This window comes from Streptomyces auratus, from assembly GCF_050433025.1.
In the GTDB taxonomy this organism is placed as follows: domain Bacteria; phylum Actinomycetota; class Actinomycetes; order Streptomycetales; family Streptomycetaceae; genus Streptomyces; species Streptomyces sioyaensis.
The window spans coordinates 2,587,901-2,603,322 of the sequence record NZ_JBNGCB010000003.1 but is presented as its reverse complement, the minus strand read 5'-3'; the positions used below and the strand labels follow the sequence as shown (position 1 = coordinate 2,603,322).

Genomic DNA, 15,422 nt, shown 5'->3' with positions numbered 1-15,422 from the left:
GTGGCGCGACCTGCACCGATCGGGAACCCCTCTTACCATGGTCACTGTTATTACGTTCTGCGATGAACGACGCCGGGGGCGACGGCCGAGACGGAGGGCCCGTGTTCGAACCCGTACAGCTGCGCACCTTTCTCGCCGTGGCGCAGACGCTGAGCTTCACCCAGGCCGCGCACCGGCTCGGGCTGCGGCAGTCGACCGTGAGCCAGCACGTCCGGAAGCTGGAGACGACCGCCGGGCGCCGGCTGTTCACCCGGGACACCCACGGGGTGGAGCTGACCGAGGACGGCGAGGCGATGCTCGGCTTCGCCCGGACGATCCTGGCGGCGAACGAGCGGGCCACCAGCTTCTTCGCCGGGACCCGGCTGCGCGGCCGGCTCCGCTTCGGCGCCTCGGAGGACTTCGTGCTGACCCGGCTGCCGGAGGTCCTCGAAGGGTTCCGGCGGGACCACCCCGAGGTCGATCTGGAGCTGACCGTCGAGCTGTCGGGGACCCTCCACGAGCTGCTGGCGGCCGGGCGGCTCGACCTCGTCCTCGCCAAGCGGCGCCCGGAGGCGTCCCACGGACGACTGGTGTGGCGCGACCGCCTGGTGTGGGTCGGCGCCGAGCGGCTGCGCCTGGATCCGCAGCGTCCGGTACCCCTGGTCGTCTTCCCGCAGCCCGCGCTGACCCGGGCCCGGGCCCTGGAGGCGCTGGAGCGCGCGGGCCGGGAGTGGCGGATCGTCTGCACCAGCGGAAGCCTGAACGGACTGATCGCCGCAACCCGGGCAAGCCTGGGCGTCATGGCACATACGAGGGGCATGATCCCGCCAGGTTTGGTGCAGATCTCGCCACGTGCCGGCCTGCCGGAACTGGGCGGCGTGGATTTCGCTCTTCTCCATGGAGAGCGTGACCGCACGGCGCGGGGCCCGGCCGAGGCGCTCGCGGACGCGGTCCTCGCGGGCGGCGTCCGGCTCCAGCTCCCCTGACCGGCCGGCTCCAGCTCCCTGACCGGCCGGTGACCGATCCGCCGCTCCGGCCCCGACATCCGGCGTCGCTCCGGACGAGCCGCCCCTCGGCCGTCACGCGCAGAGAGCACAAGGTCACGTGCAGAGATTTGGTGCAGATATGGTCCCGGCGTCGTGATCGTCCGACGTTGAACCGGCGGGATCATGTCCCCGCTTCTCCAAAGTCACCCCTTTTCGCCAGTTGGCCAGTTCCCGTGCAGCCGCGTTCGCGACGTGGTACGGCCCTGCCGGAAGAGGTCACCGTGGGGTACGGTCGCGGCCTTGTGAGGAGCACCACGAGGAGCTGGGTCATTGCGCGAGTTCACCGTCCCCCCACTGGCGACCGCGCCCCGGGTCGGCGGGCTGGCGGACGTCGTCTACGAGCATGCCGAATCCGATCCCGGACGCGTCGCTCTGGCGCGTAAGGACGACGCGGGAAACTGGCAGAACGTCACCTCCGGACAGTTCCGGGACGAGGTCCTCGCACTGGCCAAGGGGCTGCTCGCGCAGGGCGTCCGCTTCGGCGACCGCGTCGGCATCATGTCCCGTACGCGCTACGAGTGGACCCTGTTCGACTTCGCGCTGTGGTCGATCGGCGTCCAGTCCGTCCCGCTGTATCCGACGTCCTCGGCCGAGCAGGTCTTCTGGATGCTGCACAACGCGGGCGTCTCGGCCTGTCTGGTCGAGCACGAGGACCATGCGATGACCATCGGCTCGGTCATCGACCGGCTGCCCCACCTGCGCAAACTGTGGCAGCTGGACGCCGATCCGGTGGCCGAGCTGACCGCGGCCGGTGCGCATATCGATGACGACGTGGTGCACCGCCACCGGATGGCCGTCACCCCGGACGCCACCGCGACGATCATCTACACCTCCGGCACCACCGGCCGCCCCAAGGGCTGTGTGATCACCCACGCCAATTTCATGGCCGAGTCCGACAACATCGTGCTCCGCTACGAAACGGTCTTCCACTCCAAACCGGGCGACGAGGCGGCCACGCTGCTCTTCCTGCCGCTGGCGCACGTCTTCGGACGGATGGTGCAGGTCGCCGCGATCCGCGGCCGGGTCAAGCTGGGCCACCAGCCGGAGCTCGCGGCCCGCGCGCTGCTACCCGACCTGCAGACCTTCCGGCCCACCTTCATCCTGGCGGTGCCGTACATCTTCGAGAAGGTCTTCGCCGCGGCCCGGCGCAAGGCCGAGGCCGACGGCAAGCTCGGGCCGTTCGACAAGGCGGTCGACATCGCGGGCCGGTACGCCGAGGCACAGGAGAACAAGGCCTTCGGCACCGGCTCCGGCCCCAGCGCCTCGCTGCGGATGCAGCACCAGATCTTCGACAAGCTGGTGTACAGCAAGGTCCGTACGGCGATGGGCGGCCGGATGCGGTACGCGATGTCCGGCGGCTCGGCGATGGAGCGTCGGCTCGGGCTGTTCTTCGCCGGTGCCGGTGTGCGGATCTTCGAGGGTTACGGCCTGACGGAGAGCACCGCGGCCGCCACCGCCAACCCGCCCGAGCGGACCCGCTTCGGCTCCGTCGGCACCCCCATCCCCGGTACCACCGTCCATATCGCCGAGGACGGCGAGATCTGGCTCTACGGCGGCCAGATCTTCCACGGCTACCACAACGACCCGAAGGCGACCGATGCCGTGCTGCACGACGGCTGGTTCTCCACCGGTGACCTCGGTGCGCTGGACGAGGACGGCTATCTGACGATCACCGGCCGGAAGAAGGAGGTCCTGGTCACCTCCGGTGGCAAGACGGTCTCGCCGGTGGGCCTGGAGGAGCGGGTGCGGGCGCATCCGCTGGTCGCCCAGTGCATCGTGGTCGGCAACGACCGGCCGTTCATCGCCGCGCTGGTGACCCTGGACCCGGAAGCGGTCACCCACTGGCTGGCCATGCGCGGCAAGCCGGAGATGCCGCCGACCGACCTGGTGCGCGACCCCGACCTGGAGACCGAGATCCGGCGTGCCGTCGTCGCCGCCAACACGCTGGTCTCCCAGGCCGAGTCGATCCGTACGTTCCGGATACTGGCCAACCAGTTCAGCGAGGAGCACGGGCTGCTGACCCCGTCGCTGAAGCTCAAGCGCAAGGCGATCGAGACCGCGTACTCGGTCGAGGTGGACGCCCTCTACCAGGCGTGACGGCGTGGTGCGGCGGGGCGGCGGTCTTCGCCTGCGGCGGCTGTCCGTGGCTGGGGCGGGCGGTGGCCGACGGCCTGTCCCGCGGCTCCGGTGCGGTCCCCGCCGGACTGCCGGGTCTCGTCGGCGCCCTGGAGCTGTGCACCGGACTCGTGATGCCCTGCGCCGGCGCGTTCACCCTCGGCGAACTCACCGCAGCGGACGGCCGCATGCCCGCGGTCGAGCCCTTCCAGAGCCGCCCGCCGCCGCACGCTGCGCACCTCCCGTGGACCTGCGCGGGAATGCGTGACCACGGATGATCGTTGACGTCCGTGCACGCAACAGTCGACGTAAGGACCGATTCCCCCGTGAGCAAGGTTCCCTCTATCACGCTCAACAACGGCATCGCCATGCCGCAGCTCGGCTTCGGCGTCTGGCAGATCGAGGACGACCAGGCGTTCGCCACCGTCGGCCAGGCCCTGGAGGCCGGCTACCGCAGCATCGACACCGCGGCGATCTACGGCAACGAAGCGGGCACGGGCAAGGCACTCGCGGCCTCCGGCATCGCCCGTGAGGAGCTGTTCGTCACGACCAAGCTCTGGAACAGCGACCACGGTCACGACGCGGCGCTGCGAGCCTTCGACACCTCCCTCCGCAAGCTCGGCCTGGAGTACGTGGACCTCTATCTGATCCACTGGCCGCTCCCGTCCAGGGACACGTACATCGACACGTACAAGGCCCTGGAGAAGATCTACGCGGACGGCCGAGCCAAGGCCATCGGCGTCTCGAACTTCCAGCCTGCCCACCTGGAGCGGCTGCTCGGCGAGACCTCCGTCGTCCCGGCCGTCAACCAGATCGAGCTGCACCCGCAGTTCGCGCAGGCCGATTCGCGCGCCTTCCATGCCCGCCACAACATCGTCACCGAGGCGTGGTCGCCGCTCGGCCAGGGCAAGGGCCTCCTGGAGCACCCGACGATCGCCGAGCTCGCCGCCAAGCACGGCAGGACCCCCGCCCAGGTGGTGCTGCGCTGGCACCTCCAGCTCGGCAATGTCGTCATCCCGAAGTCCGCGACGCCCTCCCGCATCGCCGAGAACATCGACGTCTTCGGCTTCGAGCTGGACGACACGGACCTCGCCACCCTCGCGGGGCTGGACTCCGGCAACCGCCTCGGCCCGGACCCGGCCACCTTCGGCATGGGCTGACCTGCCGCGATACCGGCGCCGCCCGGCCTGACCGGGCGGCGCTGCGGCGTACCCGAGTGGCGGACGCGGCGGACGCCAGGAAGTGTGGAGGGTGAGTGCGGGGCGGCTCCCGCGGCGCGCCGTCCGGGGCCGGTACCCCTCCGCTTCGCCTGCTCCTCCCCTGTGCCGTACGGCCGGGGAGGTGCCCCCGTCGAGGAGGCCACGATGCCTGAAGTCACCGCTCCCTACCAGCCCGGGACGCCTTGCTGGGTCGATCTCGCGGCCCCTGACCAGCAAGCCGCCATCGACTTCTACTCCCAGGTCTTCGGATGGACCGGAGAGATCGGGCCGGCGGAGACCGGTGGGTATGCCGTGTGCCGCCTGAACGGCAAGGCGGTGGCCGGCATCATGGCCGCGGTCCCGATGGGCGGCCAGCCCGCGCCGCCGACCGTGTGGACCACCTATCTGGCGGCCGCCGATGCGGAGGCCACCTCCCAGGCGGTGACCAAGGCCGGCGGCACGGTCCTGATGCCCGTCATGGACGTGATGACGCTCGGCCGGATGGCCATCGCGGCCGACCCCACCGGAGCGGTGTGCGGCATCTGGCAGCCCGTGGACTTCCCCGGTGCCGGCATCGTCAACGAACCCGGCGCGCTGATCTGGAACGAGCTCAACACCACCGACCCCTCGGCGGCCGGCGCGTTCTACCAGGCGGCCCTCGGCATCGAGAACGCCCCCATGGAGGGCGCCGAGCACTACTACGCCCTGACGGTGGACGGCCGTCCGGTGGGCGGGATGCAGCCGATGTCCGAGCAGATGCCGCCCGACACCCCCTCGCACTGGCTGCCGTACTTCTCGGTGACCGACACCGACGCCACGGTCAAGAAGGTGACCGCGGCCGGCGGCGCGGCGCTCCAGCAGCCCTTCGACATGATGGCCGGCCGGATGGCAGTGGTGACCGACTCGCAGGGCGCGACCTTCGCCGTGATCAAGCCGAAGCCGATGAATCAGGGCTGAGTCGGCCGGCCGTCCGCAGGCGGCCGCGCGCACACCGCGGGCGCGCGGCCGTGGCCCGGCCGCTCAAGGCGGCCAGGTGAAGGCCACGTTCAGCGCGCGCGGCCCGGTGCGGACGACCAGGCCGCCGGAGAGTTCGCCGGCGGTGCGCCGCGCGTTCAGCCACACCTGTACGGCGGCGCCGAGCAGCAGTGGGTCGAGGCGCGGCACGGGGTCGCCGTAGGCGCGTGGGGCATGCGCTTCGAGCAGGGTGCCGCAGCGCCGCAGCAACAGCAGACAGCGGTCCTCGGCCAGCGCCGCGACGGCGACATCGAGGCTCGCCCGGGGGCTGTGGATGCGGTCGCGCAGCCAGTCGGCGGGGGCGAGTTCGCCATCGATGACGGTACGGGCCAAGACCTCCGCCGACGACCGCCACAGCCGGTGGGTCTCCTGCTCCGTCACCGCCAGAAACCCGCGGGACTCCTCGTGATCGTGGGCGAGGACCGGCCAGCGCCGCACGGCCACCGAGCCGTCGGACAGTACCTCGCCGGTCACGTCGTACGCCGTCGGGCCCACGTGCCGCTCGGGGCGCGGCTCCGGGACGGGATCCGGCACGGGAGGGTCCGCGGGCAGGGTGATGTTCCGGTGCGCGAGGAACGGATACATCACCTCCTGGAGGCGCCGGCCGGCCTCGCCGCGGGCCGCCAACTGCCCGTCCACGGGCGCCTGCAGCCGCTGCGGGGAGTGCTGCTCGGCGGCGGCCAGCAGCTGTGCGAGGAGATCGCCGTCGGGGTCGAGCCGGGGGGCGGCGCGGCTGAGGGCGGCCGTGGGTGAGGCCGGGTCCAGTTCGTCGAGCCCGGTGGCGGCGAGCAGCAGGACGCGGTGCAGCGCGGCGGAGTAGAAGGTGGTGCTGCCGTGGTCGCCCACCACCCAGTCGCTGGCGATCAGCGCGGCGCGCCAGCCCTCCTCCGGCGGCAGCACGAGCAGCCCGGCATCCATCGCCCGGGCCAGCCGCTGGTGGACCCGGTGGCGGCTGTGCCGGGCCCAGACGTTGGGGTGCAGGACCAGGGCGACCGCGAACTCGTCCGCCGGCAGCGCGGTGACCAGCTTCGCGGGCAGGTCCGGATGCCGGCCGAGCAGCGAATGCTCGCTCCAGGTGCTGTTGACGACGACCAGCCGGCGGCCCTGTCCGACGCCCAGCCGCGCACGGTAGAGGTCGCGCCGGGGCCGGCTCTGCTCGATCCGGTCCCAGCAGTAGTCGCCGATCAGATGGGCGACCGGGACGGCCTGGGGGCAGGTCCGGGCGAGCCGGGCGATCTGCTCCTCGTGCGAGACCCCGATCGCGGCGGGCAGCACCCGCCCGCCGCGCATCAGCTCCCGCCGGGACAGCCCCGCGGGCGCACCGGGATCGCCGGTGGACTCGGTGACCAGCCGGTTGTACCCGGCGCCGTGCGGCATCACCATCAGCGGGGCGTCCAGCCGCCGCATGGAGGGGTGCACGGCGCAGGCCACGGCCAGATCGAAGCGCTGCCGGGTCGCCTCCCGCCAGCTGAGCACACGGGCACCCAGGCCGTTGAAGTAGTCCGCGAGTCCGTCGGCGAAGACCGAGCCCGGGTTGACGGTGTAGGAGACCGCGATGCCGTCCTCCGGGCGCAGCAGGCGCATCACGTCCATCAGCCGGGTGGCCGAGGTGAGGGTGCGTGCCACGCCGAGTACCTGGGCGTCCTCCGGCACGGTGTTCCAGCGCGACCGCCGGCGGCTGGTACGGCGGCGGGGCAGCAGGGACACGGGGGATCCACTTTCGGGGCGGCGGGACGGGGCGGCGGCGGGGCCGGGGCGATCGTAGCGCCCGTACCTCGCTCGCCGGGGAAGGGAGCTGAGGGCCCGGCAGGTCGCGGTCAGTCCACCGGTTCGCCGATTCCGGCACGTTGGCGCAGCTCCCGCATCTTGCTGCGGGCGGCGCGCTGTACCTGGGGGCTTTGCATCCGGTCGCCGAGCTCCACCGTGAGTTCCAGCGCCTCCTTCAGCTTGACCACCTGGCCGAGCCGCTCGGCCAGCAGCGCGGCATCGGTGACCGCTTCCAGCGCCTGCTCGAAGCGCCCGCTCGCACGGTGGGCGCGGCCGCGCACGATGCCGAGCCGCACCCGCATGGCGTCATCGCCTTCGGCCCGGGCCGTCGCCATCGCACCGTCCAGCAGGTCCAGGGCCTCCTGCGGGCGGCCGGCGGCGAGGACCGCCTGGCCGAGGTTGTAGCTCTGCACCACGATGCCGTGCGGGTCCCCCTCGTTGGCGTGCAGGGCGCGGGTGAACAGGGCGATGGCCTCGTCGGGGCGCTTGCGGGCGAGGCACAGCAACCCCTGGGTCTCCCGGATGATGCCGGGCAGCCGGGCGTCCGCCACCGCGCCCAGGAGCTCGTCGGCGCGGCTCAGCTCGGCGTCGGCGAGGTCGTACTCGCCCAACGAGTAGTGGGCACGCGCCAGTTGGTTGCGCATTCTGATCTCGGCGTCGATCCGGCCCTCCCAGCGGGCCGCCTCGATGCCCAGCCGGTGGGACTCGATCCAGTCCGCGTAGTGCTTGCGGCCGTGGTAGAGCGCCCAGAGCGATTCGCACAGCCGCCAGACCGCGTCGTGCCACCCCTCCTCGGCGGCCGTCCGCAGCACGGCCAGCAGATTGGCCCGCTCGGCGTCCAGCCAGTCCAGCGCCTCGGCGCCGGTGCCGAAGAGCCCGTGGCTCCCGTCGGGCAGGGCCGGCGGGGCTTCCTGGAGGCGGAAACGCGCTCCCAGGACGAGCCGGTCGGCGCGGGCGGCGGCGATGAGGTAGAAGTCCGTCACCCGCCGCCGCATCTCCCGTACGTCCTGCTCGGGGCCGGTCCGGGCACGGGCGTGCGCCGCCACCACGTCGTGCAGCCGGAACCGGCCCGGGGCGCCCGCCCCGACGGCCATATGGGCGGTGCGCAGATCGCGCAGCCCGTCCTCGAAGCGGGGCACGCCCGCGGCCCCGGCGACGTCCGCCGTGAAGGTGGTGCCGGGGAAGGCGCCCAGGAACCGGTAGAGGGCCAGGGTGGGGGCGCAGAAGGTCGCGGTGACCGCGTCGAAGACGGCCGCGACCGACCGGTCGGCCTCCCCGGGCCGCAACTGTTCCTCGGCCAGCGCGTCGACCACGGCCTCCAGGCTCATGTGCGGCCGCTCGATGAGCCATTCGCCGGCGGCGCGCAGCGCCAGCGGCAGACCGCCGCAGGCCGCGACGAGCCGGGCCGCCGCCCCGGGGTCCGCCCCGGATGCCGGGTCCGGCTCCGCGGCCGACGGGTGCCAGCGCCGCACCAGTTGTACCCCCGCGTCGGTGTCGAGCGGGCCCACCGTCAACGGCACCGCGCCGTCCACCTCCAAGGAGGCCAGTCGCTTGCGGCTCAGGACGACGGCGAGTCCGTGACTCGGCAGCATCGGCCGCACCTCCGCGGCGTGCTGGGCGTTGTCGAGGACCACGAGGAGCCTGCGGCCGGCGGTCGCCGAGCGGAACAGCGCGGACCGGTCCGCGGTGCCCGCGGGGATGAGGCTCTCGTGGACGCCCAGGGCGCGCAGCAGGGTGCCGATGACGCCGCCGACGTCGATGCCGCCGTCGCGGCGCACCTCGGCGAGGTCGGCGTAGAGCTGTCCGTCGGGGAAGCGCTCGGCCAGCTCCCGCCAGACCCACTGGGAGACCAGCTCCGTCTTGCCCACGCCGCCCAGGCCGGTGATCACGATGGTGGCGGGCGGGCTGTCGGGACCGTACGAGGCGAGCGCCGCGCTCAGGGCGGCGAACTCCGCGGTGCGGTTGACGAAGCCCGGCCGGGGCGGCGGGACCTGACGTGGCGTGATCGAAGCGGGTGCCGGCGTCGTGGCGAAGGTGAGGGAGCCGATCCGGTCGGCCTGCACGACCGGGCCGCTCACGACCGCGTCACCCGAGATGACGTTGCGGACGGCCTCGCCGGCGCCGTCGCTCCTGTCGCTGTCCACCCGATCTCCCTCCATGCCGTCACCGCGCCTCCAGGGCGCGGGAGGTGCCCCCGTCGCGGCCCGCCGCCCAGCGTATTGCCTGGGCGGCGGGCACCGGCCGGGTCCGCGCGGATCCGGCCGGGCCGTACGGCCGCGGTGCGGTGGACGACCGGGCCACCGGGTCCGGGGGCTGGGGGGTGTCCGCGAGCCAGGCGGGACTTTGCGGACACCCCCTACTGCGCGCGGGCCGTGTGAACGGTCTGCACGGACAGCAGGAAGGCATCGGGGCGGTGGCTGATCCCGGCGGCGTCCTCGGGGTCGGTGAGGCGGGCGAGGGTGGTGCGGTCCTCCTCGTCGAAGCGTTCGGCGCACTTCTCGGCGGCGCGGCTCAGCGTGGCCGCGACCCAGGCACAGGCGTCGGCGGACAGCGGGGCCGGCAGGTCGAGCAGGAAGCTGCGGGTGGACGGGGTGCGCAGACCGGCGTCGGCGAGGAACGCGGGCCAGTCCTCGGTCTCGTGGACGAAGCCGGGCAGCGCTTCCCGCATCGTGCTGAACCACTCGTCGGCCGCCGCGTCGATCCGGGACTGCAGCCCCGGGCGGCCGATGCCGAGGTCCCGCGGAAGGTAGCGCGGGGGCAGGCCGCCCTCGCAGACGGCGAGCAGTCCGCCGGGCCGCAGATGACCGGCGAGGGTGGCGACCGCTTGGCGCTGGTCCCCGATGTGGTGCAGGACCTTGCTCGACCAGATGACGTCGCCGCCGCCCAGGGCGTCCAGCCCGTCCGGGAAGTCGGCGAGATGGGTACGGACCCGTTCACCGAGGCCGAGGCCGTCCGCCCGGGCACGGGCCCGCTCCAGGAGCTCCGCGCTGCCGTCCACCGCGACCACCTCGGCGGCGGGGAAGGCGCGGGCCAGCAGACAGCTGACGACACCCGGCCCGCTGCCGATGTCGAGCACCCGGCGCACGCCGTCGGGTCCGGCGCCGGTCCCGTCGCCGAGCAACTCGCGCAGCCAGGCCGCGGCCTGTTCGTAGAGCGGCGTGTACAGCTCGGCCTCCTCTTCGAGGTGCGAGGCGAGCATGGCCCAGTCCATGGAGGTGTTGTCGTGGGATGCGGGGTGATGCCCGGTAACAGGGTGTTCGTGAGGACTCATGACGGCGAGCCTGGGGCACCGCCGGCGCCGGTGCAATCTTCCTTGCCGGTTCAGCAACCCCCCGTTCGGGCGGCCGACAGGGTGTTCGTAAAGTCTGGCTGTGGCTACTCCGGGATGGATGCCGCCGACGGACACCGAGCGGCGGCTGTACGAAGCGACGGCGCGGGGCGACCGGGACGGTCAGGTCGCGGCGATCGCCGGTGAGGACCTGTATCTGGCGGTGCCTCAGCAGGGGCAGGACCCGCTGCCCGTCTACGACGACCCGGCAGTGGGCGGCAGGTGCATTCCCGTCCTGACCCGCGGCATGCTCCCGCCGTGGCAGCCCCAGCAGTTCTTCGACCGGGTGTCGGTGGAGGAGCTGGCGCAGGACTGGCCGAACGACAAATGGCGGCTGGCGGTCAACCCGGGGACGCCGTGCGCCGCGTATCTGGACGCGTCGCACGCCCACCGCATGGGCTGGCTCCAGCACCGCACCCGGGCCGGGGTGCGGCCCGGCGGGCTGCTCGTCACCCACTTCGGCGGGCCGCTGCACGGCCCCCTCGCTCAGGGCCTGGCGTGCGGCGCGCCGCTCGCGCTGCACCACAGCGTGCCGTGGAACGAACTCGGCACGGCCTTCCTCGACCACGCAGCGGACGCCGAGACGCTGCGCGCCCAGTGGTCGGTGACCGACCCGGCCGGCTGGCAGCAGCGCCTCGACCAGCTGCTCGGCGGGCAGTTCGTCCCCGCACAGACGGAGGCGGCACTGCGCGCCCGGGCCCGCGGCCGGGACGCCGGGGAGCTCGCGGACGCCGCGGCCGGGAAGGCGGGCGAGGGTGCGGAGGTGCCGGCCGTCCCGGAGCTGGTGACCCGTTACGAGGAGCGGTTCCGCGCGGACGGGCTGCTGCCGGCGGACGGTCGGGTGGCCTCCCTCGTCGCGCTGGACCATGCGCACGCCGTCGGTCTCGTCCGCTGGGGTCTGGGCGCCCGGCTGTGCGCGCCCCCGCAGGCCGAGCAGGCCGTGGTGCAGGCCGGTGCGCGGGCCCGGGAGGCATACGGCAGCTGGGAGGAGTTCGCCGCGGGCTATGCGCTGGGCCGGATGCTGGCGTTCGACAACGGCGCGTTCGGGCCGGAGTACGCCCAGGCCCTGCACCTCCACCGGGTGCTGACCCAGGACCCGGCCTCGCCGTGGCGCGGTCTGCCCTTCGCCTGACGGCCGTCCGTCCGTGGTGGCGGGCTCGTGGGGTACGCGTTCGGTGTAGACGTATGTCATGGATGTAGCGGTTTGCCTGTTCAGCTCGGACCTCCGGCTGCACGACCAGCCGGTGCTGCGGGCGGCGCTGCGCTCCGCGACCCGGGTGGTACCGCTGTTCGTCGTGGACTCGGGGGTGGCAGACGCCGGGTTCATGGTGCCCAACCGGGCGGCGTTCCTGGCCGATGCGCTGGCGGATCTCGATGCGGGGCTGCGGGAACGCGGCGGTCGGCTGGTCATCCGTACGGGGGATGTGGTCACCGGGACCTGCCGGGTGGCGGCGGAGACCGGCGCCGGGCAGGTGCATCTCGCGGCCGGGGTGAGCGGCTATGCGCTGCGCCGGGAGCGGCGGTTGCGCGCGGAGCTGGCGGCCGCCGGGCGGACGCTGGTGGTGCACGACGCGGTGATCACGGCGCTGCCGCCGGCCGCGGTGCTGCCCTCCGGGACGGGCCGGGACCACTTCGCGGTCTTCACGCCGTACTTCCGGCGCTGGCGGGCCGAGGGGGTGCGGCCGGTGCTGTCCGCGCCGCGGTCCGTACCGGTCCCGGAGGGGGTGCGTTCCCAAAAACCGCCGTCGGCCGAGGTCCTGTGCCCGGGCGGGAAGCCGTCGCCCGCGCTGCCGGCGGGCGGCGAGCGGGCGGGGCGCCGCCGGTTCGCGGCCTGGCAGCGCTCGGGCATGGCCGACTACCAGGACCGGCAGGACGATCTGCCGGCCGATGCCACCTCACGGCTGTCGCCGTATCTGCACTTCGGCTGTCTGTCGCCGGCGGAGCTGGTGCACAAGGCGGCCGGCCGCCCGGACGCCGGCGCCGCAGCCTTCGTACGGCAGCTGGCCTGGCGGGACTTCCACCATCAGGTGCTGGCGGCCCGCCCCGGCGCGGCGCACGCCGACTACCGCACCCGACACGACCGCTGGCGCCACGACGAGGACGAGGTGCGCGCGTGGAAGGAGGGCCGCACCGGCTTCCCGGTGGTCGATGCGGGGATGCGGCAGCTGCTGCACGAGGGGTGGCTGCACAACCGGGCCCGGATGCTGGTGGCGAGCTTTCTGACCAAGACGCTGTATGTGGACTGGCGGGTGGGCGCGCGGCACTTCCTGGCTCTGCTGGTGGACGGCGATGTGGCGAACAACCAGCTCAACTGGCAGTGGATGGCCGGCACCGGCACCGATACCCGGCCCAACCGGGTGCTCAATCCGCTCGTCCAGGCCGAGCGGTTCGATCCGCGGGGCGACTACGTACGGCGCTGGGTGCCGGAGCTGTCCGGCCTGGACGGCCCGGCCGTCCACCGGCCGTGGCGGCTGACCGGGGCCGAGCGCGCCGCGTACGACTATCCGGACCCGGTGGTGGATCTGGCGGACGGCCTGGCCCGGTTCCGTCGGGCCCGCGGGCTGGAGTAGACGGGGCGGTTGCGGCCGGTGTGTCAGGGGTGGCCCGCCGGCGGGAGATGATGCAGGACGGACCGACGGAGAGGACGGATACGACATGGGCGGGAGCGGTATGCGCCGCGGTATGGACCGGACGCTGCTGGACCGTGCGCTCGGGGCGGCGGGACCCAGGCAGCCGGCCGCGCTGCCGACCTGGGCCCAGTGCCGTACCGCGCTGCGCCGTACGCCGCTGTCGGTGTGGCACGACGATGTGACGGACTGGGCGGCGAGCCTGACGTACTACTCGGTGCTGGCGCTGTTGCCGTCGCTGATCGTGACGGTGTCGCTGATCGGGCTCGCCGATCCGGCGGCCACCGAGCAGCTCATCAACCAGATCAGCTCGATCGCCCCGGCCCAGTCGGGCCCGACCGTGCACCGTGCGCTGGTGAGCATGGCGCATCAGCGCACCGCCGCGTGGGTGGTGGTCGGCGGCGCCATGGCCAGTGCCCTGTGGTCGTCGTGCAGCTATCTGGCGGTGTTCCGCCGGGCACTGCACGCGATGCACCGCACCCAGGACGACCGGCCGCCGTGGCGCAAGGCGCCGCGCATCCTCATGACGGCGCTGCTGCTGATGGCGCTGCTGATCAGCAGCGCGGTGGCCCTGCTGGTGAGCGGACCGATCGCGACCACGCTGGGCCGCACGGTCGGGCTCGGCGAGGCGGGCGAGGCGACCTGGAACCTGCTGAAGTGGCCGCTGCTGCTGCTCCTGGCCACGGTGCTGGCGATGGTGCTGTTCCGTTCCGGGCCGCCCAGCTCCCGCGGCGTGCGGCGCGCGGCGCCCGGCGGGGTGGTCGCGGTGCTGCTGTGGCTGGTCTCGTCGGCCGCCTTCGCGCTCTACACCTCGTACGTGGGCACCTTCAACCGGCTCTACGGCTCCCTCGCGGGGCCGGTGGTCTTCCTCATCTGGCTGTGGTTCTCCCACCTGTCGCTGCTGTCCGGCGCCCAGTTCAACGTGGAGCTGGCGCGTGCCGGGCGGGTGGTGCGGCCGCGCTCCGGCAGCTGAGCCGCCCGCGGGTCAGCGCGCGCCGTGCGCCGCGGCGATCTCCTCGATACGGCCGGCGAGACCGACGTCGAGGTGGGTGATCCGGCCCCCGATGCTGTGGGTGTTCACCGCCACGGCGAGCTGGTTGTAGCCCAGGGTCAGCTCGGCGTGGTGGCCCAACTCCTCCTGGATCTGCGCGATATGGATGACCATCGCGACCGCCGGGAAGTGCCCGTGGAACCGGTAGCTGCGGCGCAGCAGGTCCCCCTCGACCGACCATCCGGGCAGCTCCGCGAGGTGCTCCTCGATCTCCTCGCCGCTGAGCGGTTCCAGCTGAGCATTCATGGGCGCTCGCCTCTCACCATGGGCCGGCCACCAGTCGCGCCGACTCCGCCACGTATCGATGTCCCCGCCGGGCCACCCCTGCTTTCCCGGCAGCCACGACACCTCCAGCGTGGCACGCCGCCCCTTCCCCCGCGCCCCGCGGCACGTATACCGCCTCCGCACGGCTCAGCACGCCGCCCTTCCCTGCCCTATCCCCCGAGGTCCCCTGGGCAGGGCGCGATTGCTCACCCCTGCGTCCTCAGCCCAGGTGGACGGCCCACACGTCCCCGAAACCCACGTAATTGTCGCGCTCCTCTTCGACGTTGTTCACAATTACCGACACCTTGGAGTGGGGCGCCCGGTACGCAAGGAAGGTTTTCTGGTCCTTGGTCTCCAGGTCTGCTACCCCATGACGTACCATCTCTTCCCGTAGATCCGTCCAGGCGGTGTAGGGCGGGAAATCGACGCCCATCGCCCGGCTCCATTCTTCGGCCAGGTCCGGGCTGTAGGGCAGTCTGTGCAACTGGATACCACAGCCCTTCATCACCCAGTCGACGTCAGGGTCGGAATCGAAGCCGAACTCTACGAAACCGTAGTCCCGGCGGAGCGAGAGCCCCGTTTCGCTCGGTACATCGATGTGGTCACCGTGGATCGCCCGGTCCACCTCGCTGACCGGCGAGCCGATCGTCAAGCCGTGCAGACTCCCGGTCGCGACGAGCGTGGCGAGGAACTCGATTCCGGTCACTGCAACTTCCCCAGATAGTCGATGATAGATTTCATTTCACCGGCTCGGTTTTCGGTGAAACCCCAGTTGTGATCAAGCATATGCTGTCGCGCCTCCGTGGCTTTCAGGATGAAATCCTCGCGGAGCTTGGGGTCATTGTGCAGCGCGTCAACGGCATTCTTCACGCTTTTCTCGGATGCCCAGCCCGTCCTTGCCATGCGGATGGGATGTCCGACGAGTTCGCCCTCGTCGTTCACGGTGATCCGGACTTCATCTTCCCACGTCTTCTTTCCCTTTCCGGCTGGGACATGGACGTGCGCCCCCTTTGTTGCCCAGTCCTGATCCAC

At 72.5% G+C, this 15,422-nt stretch carries 14 protein-coding genes; 8 read left to right on the top strand and 6 right to left on the bottom strand.

The features are described from left to right. Positions 1 to 101 precede the first annotated feature (101 nt). The 5 genes from BKA18_RS31120 (at position 102) to BKA18_RS31100 (ending at position 5,296) form a co-directional block, all read left to right on the top strand. Positions 102 to 965, top strand: a complete 864-nt coding sequence (locus BKA18_RS31120; protein WP_366044689.1) for a LysR substrate-binding domain-containing protein — start codon at positions 102 to 104, stop codon at positions 963 to 965. Between the two features lie 330 nt (positions 966 to 1,295). Further along, on the top strand, positions 1,296 to 3,122 hold the full coding sequence (locus BKA18_RS31115) for an AMP-dependent synthetase/ligase (protein WP_246594017.1): 1,827 nt from the start codon (positions 1,296 to 1,298) through the stop codon (positions 3,120 to 3,122). After that, positions 3,119 to 3,418 (top strand): hypothetical protein, encoded by a 300-nt coding sequence (locus tag BKA18_RS31110; RefSeq protein ID WP_366044690.1) that lies wholly within the window; start codon positions 3,119 to 3,121, stop codon positions 3,416 to 3,418. The genes BKA18_RS31115 and BKA18_RS31110 overlap by 4 nt, the downstream gene beginning before the upstream one ends. 48 nt (positions 3,419 to 3,466) lie before the next feature. Continuing rightward, complete coding sequence (locus BKA18_RS31105; protein ID WP_366044691.1) at positions 3,467 to 4,300, top strand: aldo/keto reductase; 834 nt, start codon at positions 3,467 to 3,469, stop codon at positions 4,298 to 4,300. A 204-nt stretch (positions 4,301 to 4,504) separates the two neighbouring features. After that, the gene (locus tag BKA18_RS31100) at positions 4,505 to 5,296 is read left to right on the top strand and encodes a VOC family protein (protein WP_366044692.1); all 792 of its coding nucleotides are present in this window, start codon (positions 4,505 to 4,507) and stop codon (positions 5,294 to 5,296) included. Positions 5,297 to 5,359: 63 nt separating this feature from the next. On the opposite strand, the gene BKA18_RS31095 is transcribed toward BKA18_RS31100, so the two are convergent. From BKA18_RS31095 to BKA18_RS31085, 3 genes are all read right to left on the bottom strand, one after another. Beyond that, a complete protein-coding gene (locus BKA18_RS31095) occupies positions 5,360 to 7,060 on the bottom strand; it encodes a hypothetical protein (RefSeq protein WP_366044693.1) in 1,701 nt (566 codons plus the stop codon). A gap of 110 nt (positions 7,061 to 7,170) precedes the next feature. Then, positions 7,171 to 9,264 carry a tetratricopeptide repeat protein gene (locus BKA18_RS31090; RefSeq protein ID WP_366044694.1) on the bottom strand — a complete coding sequence of 698 codons (2,094 nt, stop codon included), beginning with the start codon at positions 9,262 to 9,264 and terminating at the stop codon, positions 7,171 to 7,173. 212 nt (positions 9,265 to 9,476) lie between these two features. Next, positions 9,477 to 10,391 carry a class I SAM-dependent methyltransferase gene (locus tag BKA18_RS31085; protein WP_366044695.1) on the bottom strand — a complete coding sequence of 305 codons (915 nt, stop codon included), beginning with the start codon at positions 10,389 to 10,391 and terminating at the stop codon, positions 9,477 to 9,479. 100 nt (positions 10,392 to 10,491) lie between these two features. Between BKA18_RS31085 and BKA18_RS31080 the strand changes: the two genes are divergently transcribed. The 3 genes from BKA18_RS31080 (at position 10,492) to BKA18_RS31070 (ending at position 14,048) form a co-directional block, all read left to right on the top strand. After that, positions 10,492 to 11,580: a DUF1266 domain-containing protein gene (locus BKA18_RS31080; RefSeq protein ID WP_366044696.1), complete on the top strand. Its 1,089-nt coding sequence runs from the start codon at positions 10,492 to 10,494 to the stop codon at positions 11,578 to 11,580. 58 nt (positions 11,581 to 11,638) lie between these two features. Beyond that, the gene (locus tag BKA18_RS31075; RefSeq protein ID WP_366044697.1) at positions 11,639 to 13,018 is read left to right on the top strand and encodes a cryptochrome/photolyase family protein; all 1,380 of its coding nucleotides are present in this window, start codon (positions 11,639 to 11,641) and stop codon (positions 13,016 to 13,018) included. 85 nt (positions 13,019 to 13,103) lie between these two features. Beyond that, positions 13,104 to 14,048: a YihY/virulence factor BrkB family protein gene (locus BKA18_RS31070; protein ID WP_366044698.1), complete on the top strand. Its 945-nt coding sequence runs from the start codon at positions 13,104 to 13,106 to the stop codon at positions 14,046 to 14,048. 12 nt (positions 14,049 to 14,060) lie between these two features. On the opposite strand, the gene BKA18_RS31065 is transcribed toward BKA18_RS31070, so the two are convergent. The 3 genes from BKA18_RS31065 to BKA18_RS31055 form a co-directional block, all read right to left on the bottom strand. Next, positions 14,061 to 14,372: a 4a-hydroxytetrahydrobiopterin dehydratase gene (locus tag BKA18_RS31065; protein WP_366044699.1), complete on the bottom strand. Its 312-nt coding sequence runs from the start codon at positions 14,370 to 14,372 to the stop codon at positions 14,061 to 14,063. 238 nt (positions 14,373 to 14,610) lie between these two features. Continuing rightward, positions 14,611 to 15,096: a hypothetical protein gene (locus tag BKA18_RS31060; RefSeq protein WP_366044700.1), complete on the bottom strand. Its 486-nt coding sequence runs from the start codon at positions 15,094 to 15,096 to the stop codon at positions 14,611 to 14,613. Continuing rightward, positions 15,093 to 15,332 carry a hypothetical protein gene (locus BKA18_RS31055; protein ID WP_366044876.1) on the bottom strand — a complete coding sequence of 80 codons (240 nt, stop codon included), beginning with the start codon at positions 15,330 to 15,332 and terminating at the stop codon, positions 15,093 to 15,095. The genes BKA18_RS31060 and BKA18_RS31055 overlap by 4 nt, the downstream gene beginning before the upstream one ends. Positions 15,333 to 15,422 lie beyond the last annotated feature (90 nt).